Genomic DNA, 269 nt, shown 5'->3' with positions numbered 1-269 from the left:
AGGTGATCGAGGCGATTGCGCCGGAGAAGGACGTCGACGGCTTTCACGTCGCGAACGCCGGCGCGCTGATGACCGGCAAGCCGCTGTTCCGCCCGTGCACGCCGTATGGCGTGATGAAGATGTTCGAGGCGCACGACATCCCGCTGCAAGGCGCGAACGCGGTCGTGATCGGCCGCTCGAACATCGTCGGCAAACCGATGGCGATGCTGCTGCTCGAAGCCGGCGCAACGGTGACGATCTGCCACAGCAAGACGCGTGACCTCGCCGCG

At 66.2% G+C, this 269-nt stretch carries 1 pseudogene; it reads left to right on the top strand.

Annotation, left to right across the window (positions count from 1 at the left end):
• Positions 1 to 269, top strand: a pseudogene (locus SB751_RS30925) (bifunctional methylenetetrahydrofolate dehydrogenase/methenyltetrahydrofolate cyclohydrolase); the annotation flags it as partial.

The organism is Cupriavidus sp. SIMBA_020 (genome assembly GCF_046535395.1).
GTDB classification, from domain to species: Bacteria; Pseudomonadota; Gammaproteobacteria; order Burkholderiales; family Burkholderiaceae; genus Cupriavidus; species Cupriavidus campinensis.
This window is presented reverse-complemented; position numbering and strand designations above follow the sequence as displayed.